This is a genomic window from Terrabacter sp. P5_B1 (assembly GCF_056400505.1).
In genome coordinates this window covers 1-4,090 of sequence record NZ_JBFULD010000354.1, presented here as the reverse complement: position 1 = coordinate 4,090, position 4,090 = coordinate 1, and the positions used below count along the sequence as shown (strand labels likewise).

Annotated in this window: 7 protein-coding genes and 1 riboswitch; of the genes, 3 read left to right on the top strand and 4 right to left on the bottom strand. The window is 72.5% G+C overall.

Features of this window, described 5'->3' with window-relative positions:
* Both AC1DP0_RS19020 and AC1DP0_RS19015 read left to right on the top strand, forming a co-directional pair.
* Nucleotides 1–216, top strand: a 216-nt coding sequence (locus tag AC1DP0_RS19020; RefSeq protein ID WP_478087514.1) for a thioesterase, FlK family, incomplete at its 5' end; no start/stop codon positions are given.
* 98 nt (nucleotides 217–314) lie between these two features.
* The gene (locus AC1DP0_RS19015; protein WP_478087512.1) at nucleotides 315–875 is read left to right on the top strand and encodes a hypothetical protein; all 561 of its coding nucleotides are present in this window, start codon (nucleotides 315–317) and stop codon (nucleotides 873–875) included.
* On the opposite strand, the gene AC1DP0_RS19010 is transcribed toward AC1DP0_RS19015, so the two are convergent.
* From AC1DP0_RS19010 to AC1DP0_RS18995, 4 genes are all read right to left on the bottom strand, one after another.
* Entirely contained in the window at nucleotides 809–1,138 is a 330-nt protein-coding gene (locus tag AC1DP0_RS19010) for a 2TM domain-containing protein (RefSeq protein WP_478087510.1), read from the bottom strand. The two genes, AC1DP0_RS19015 and AC1DP0_RS19010, sit on opposite strands and share 67 nt — an antisense overlap.
* A gap of 149 nt (nucleotides 1,139–1,287) precedes the next feature.
* The gene (locus AC1DP0_RS19005) at nucleotides 1,288–1,899 is read right to left on the bottom strand and encodes a hypothetical protein (RefSeq protein WP_478087506.1); all 612 of its coding nucleotides are present in this window, start codon (nucleotides 1,897–1,899) and stop codon (nucleotides 1,288–1,290) included.
* Nucleotides 1,900–1,909: 10 nt separating this feature from the next.
* Complete coding sequence (locus AC1DP0_RS19000; protein ID WP_478087503.1) at nucleotides 1,910–2,290, bottom strand: DMT family transporter; 381 nt, start codon at nucleotides 2,288–2,290, stop codon at nucleotides 1,910–1,912.
* Entirely contained in the window at nucleotides 2,290–2,604 is a 315-nt protein-coding gene (locus AC1DP0_RS18995; protein ID WP_478087500.1) for a DMT family transporter, read from the bottom strand. Before AC1DP0_RS18995 ends, AC1DP0_RS19000 begins: the two co-directional genes overlap by 1 nt.
* A gap of 10 nt (nucleotides 2,605–2,614) precedes the next feature.
* Nucleotides 2,615–2,679, bottom strand: a riboswitch (guanidine-III (ykkC-III) riboswitch).
* 105 nt (nucleotides 2,680–2,784) lie between these two features.
* On the opposite strand from AC1DP0_RS18995, the gene AC1DP0_RS18990 reads away from it, so the two are divergent.
* Nucleotides 2,785–4,090: CHAT domain-containing protein (locus AC1DP0_RS18990; RefSeq protein WP_478087498.1), on the top strand; the 1,306-nt coding region annotated here is incomplete at its 3' end.

Sequence of the window (4,090 nt, the reverse complement as noted above, 5' to 3'; positions counted from 1 at the left end):
ACCGTCGGCACGACGGTGAAGCTCGAGCACGTCAGGGGCAGCGCCGTGGGCGCCGAGATCACCGTCCTGTGCGCCGAGCCGATCAACGACGGACGTCGCCTCGTGTGCCACGTCACCGTCAAGGCCTCCGACGGCGAGGAGATCGCCAAGGGCGAGATCCACCGTGCGGTGGTCGATCCCGACCGCTTCATGAGCAAGTGCCAGCGGATCCTCTGACTCGCAGCCCCCTCCCAGCCGCGGTTGCCACGATGCCCGCGTGACGCCCGGACTGGCTCGGCGCCCTCCTCGCGGCGCTCGCCTACGGCAGCGCCACCGTGCTCCAGGCCGTGGGCGTACGCCGCGCCGGGGCCCTGCCCGCCGGCACCTCGCTGCTCGCACGCGTGCGGGCGGGGTCGCCGTATGCCGCCGGCCTCGCCCTCGACGGGCTCGGCTTCCTCGCGTCCCTCGCCGCCTTGCGCACGCTGCCGCTCTTCCTCGTCGAGTCGGCGGTCGCGGCCTCGGTCGCCGTCACCGCCGTGCTGTCCGTGCTCGTGCTCCACGTCCGCCTCGGGGCGACCGAGGGCGTGGCGCTGGTCGCCATCGTCGCTGGTCTCACCGGACTAGCCCTCACGGCGGGGACCGGTGGTGCTCGGGGACCGGGTGGTGCCGGGGCAGGGGCCGGCCGCGGCCGTGGCTTTCGTCGTCACCCTGTGCGGGTGCATCGCGCTGGCGGGCCGCGCCGAGCCGACGGAACGGGCCATCCCCTCGGACGGCGTCCGGACGAAATCCTCTGCACGGCAGGACGTCTCGCAGCAACCGTGACGTCGTGTCACCGACGCCGCAGCCGGTCCATCTCGCTCTCGATCTGCTCCTCGGAGGGAGCGTCGACGGCGTAGGCGTCCACGGCGTTCGCCACGACGCCGATGCCCCAGCCGGCGATCACCCAGGCGGGCCAGAGGAAGCCGGCTCCCGTCATGGCCCAGATCAGGACGAACATGCTGTTGACGAGCACGTAGATGAGCACGTGGACGCGGAAGTCGGCCTTCTTCTTGAGCCGGCGGAGCGCTCTGCCGCGGAGGTCCACCTCGGGGACGACGCGGTCGACCGTGGGGTCGGGCACGTCAGGGCGGGGTTCGATCGGAAGCTGGTTCGCGGTCATGATGGTCACCGCTCCTTCGCGGGCCGCCGTGTGGCGGGACCCACACGGCTCCCTGTCTCCAGCCTAGGTCGGCCGCCGGCAGGCGGCCCGAAAGGGTGCGGGAGATCACCCTCCGTCGCGGGCGTATGCCGTCCGCTCCGGTGGGTGGGTCAGAGGACGTACGCGTCGCCGTCGCGGCGGAAGCCGAGGTTCTCGTAGTACGGCTCCACCATGTCCGGCGGCGTCAGCACCCGCCGGAAGCCGCGCCGCCGGAACGGCCCCTCGGGCCCGAAGACGAACTCCCCCGGCGTGAGGTCGCGGTGCCGCGGCGTCACCCAGTCCAGCAGCAGCTGCGCGGTGCCCTCCCCCGCGTCGCGCATGAGGACGACCCCGACCGTCTCGTCACYGCGGAGCACGAGGTAGGACGGGTCGCCCGCAAACGGGTCGTGGACGAAGTGCGGGTTGTAGCGCCGGATGTCSCCCTCGTGGACCCGCAGCACGTGGCGCAGGTAGGTGTCGTCACCGGCGACCTCGAGCACCTCGTAGACCTCGGCGTCATGCTTCTCCCGGGACATCCGCGCGAGGTAGAAGACGTTGATGCCGGCGAGGACGACGTTGAGGCCCACCATCGGCCAGACGTGGTTGACCGTGTTGTAGACGATGAGCACGACGCAGCCCACGAGGTTGATGACCCGGAGCCGGCGCAGCTGCGTCTGCAGCAGCGACCAGACGAGGATCGCGGAGCCGACCCAGCCCACCACCTCGAGCCACGGGGTACCCATGGGCGCGACCCTAGCGCTGCCGCGCCTGCCCGTCCGTGGATCGGCGCGACCGCGGCGGCTGGTGCCCGACGACCTCGGGCCCGACGACCTTGAGCCCGACGACCGCGGCGACGATCCCCGTGAGCAGGGCGACTTTGACGACGGAGAAGCCCTCCCCACCGGTCGTCATGGCCCACGTCACCGTGAGCGCCGCCCCGAGACCCGTCCACACGGCATACGCCGTCCCGATGGGGATGGTGCGCACGGCGCGCGCGAGGCCGACCATGCTGAGCGTGCCGGCGACGAGGAAGACCACGGCCGGGACGGGACGCGAGAGGCCCTCCGACGCGGCGAGGGCTGACGCCCAGACCGCTTCGAGCACGGCGCTGACGAGCAGGACGACCCACGGCATCACGCCACCACCTTGAGCCCGGCGACGCAGGCGACGAGGACCAGGAGCAGCGCGGCACGGCCGGCCCCGAGTCGTTCCTGCTGGCGGGCGACGGCGAGCAGGACGGTGCCGACGGCGCCGATCCCGACCCACACGGCATACGCGGTGCCGGTGGGCAGGGCGGTCATCGCCCACGCGAGGCCGACCATGCTGAGCACGAGCGCGACGGCGAAGAGGGCGGTCGGCCGGGGACGGCGGAAGCCGTCGGACGCGGCGAGCGCGGTGGCCCAGACGGCCTCCAGCGCGCCGGAGAGGATGAGCACCAACCAGTGCACGGCGTTCCGATCTGGCCGTCTTGTCGCAGTGCGGGTACGGCTCCCTCGTCCGCGAGCACGGCTGGCGTGCTCACTGAGGATTCTATCGACGCGGCACGTCCCGGTCGAAAAGGGTGTATCAGGAGCCTGCACCCGGCGTACTGTCGGGTGCAGGCGCGCTCCTGCGGACAGAGGATCGCCATGAGCCGTGACTATCTCGATTTCGACGTCGCCGTGACCCCCGAGGGGCAGGGGTATGCCGCCCACGTCCTCGCCTCCCCCGCGGGCGACGCGTCGGCACCCTTCACCCTCCCCTTCTCGGCCACCGACCTCGCCCAGTTCATGATCGCCGTGGGGYCGCCACGCGTCTCCTCGAGGCGGCTCGTCCCGGCGGAGGCACGCGTCGTCGACGTCAAGGAGTACGGGCGGCGACTCGGGGACGCGCTGCTGTCCGGCGACGTGGGCAAGACCTTCCGAGCCAGCCTCGCCGCGGCCCAGTCCGGTGGGCGGGACCTGCGGCTGCGGCTGCGGCTCGACGCCGTGCCCGATCTCGACGCCGTCCCGTGGGAGTACCTCTACGACTCGGCCCTCGGTCGCTTCCTCACCCTCTCGCAGGAGACCCCCGTCGTGCGCCTGCTCGACTCGCTCGAGCGGCCCCCGGTCGTCCAGGTGGACCCACCGCTGCGGGTCCTCGTCATGATCTCGAGCCCGAGCGACATGCCGGAGCTGGCGGTCGAGCGCGAGCGCCAGCTGCTCGCGGCCACGACCGGCGACCTCGTCGCGAGCGGCCGTCTGACGCTCACCATCCTCGAGGACGCGACGCTGACGGGGCTGCAGCGCGCCCTGCTGGACGACTTCCACGTGTTCCACTTCATCGGCCACGGCGGCTTCGACGAGGAGGCGCAGGAGGGCGTGCTCGTGCTCGAACGCGACGACGCCACGGCGCACCGCGTCTCGGGCGCCCGCCTCGGCACCCTGCTCCACGACGCCCGCTCGATGCAGCTCGCCGTCCTCAACGCCTGCGAGGGGGCGCGGACCTCCGGACGGGACGCGTTCTCCGGCGTCGCCCAGGCGCTCGTGCGCCAGGGCCTGCCTGCGGTGGTCGCGATGCAGACGGAGATCTCCGACCGGGCGGCGCTCGTCTTCAGCCACGAGTTCTACTACTTCCTGACGCGCGGACTCGGGATCGATGCCGCCATCTGCGAGGTGCGCAAGTCGATGGCCGTGTCCGACGAGGCGGCGGAGTGGGGCACCGCGGTGCTGCTCCGGTCGGGCGCCGACCAGCCGTTCTCCTTCACGACGAGCGCCACCCAGCCTGTGGAGCGCCCCGAGAGCCGGCTCGAGTCCCTCTACGACGCCGCGAACGGGGCGATAACGGCGAACGCGCCCGCGACCGCCCTGCCGCTGCTCGAGCAGATCGCGGCCGAGCACCCCGACTACCGCGACGTCACGCAGCTGCTCGAACGCGTGCGGCCGGCCGGCGCGGCCGAGCCGCTCGGGACGGCCG

Coding starts and splice junctions, on each gene's coding strand:
- AC1DP0_RS19010 (WP_478087510.1), bottom strand. CDS start 1,138: ATGACCGCGAACCAGCTTCCGATCGAACCCCGCCCTGACGTGCCCGAC.
- AC1DP0_RS19000 (WP_478087503.1), bottom strand. CDS start 2,290: ATGCCGTGGGTCGTCCTGCTCGTCAGCGCCGTGCTCGAAGCGGTCTGG.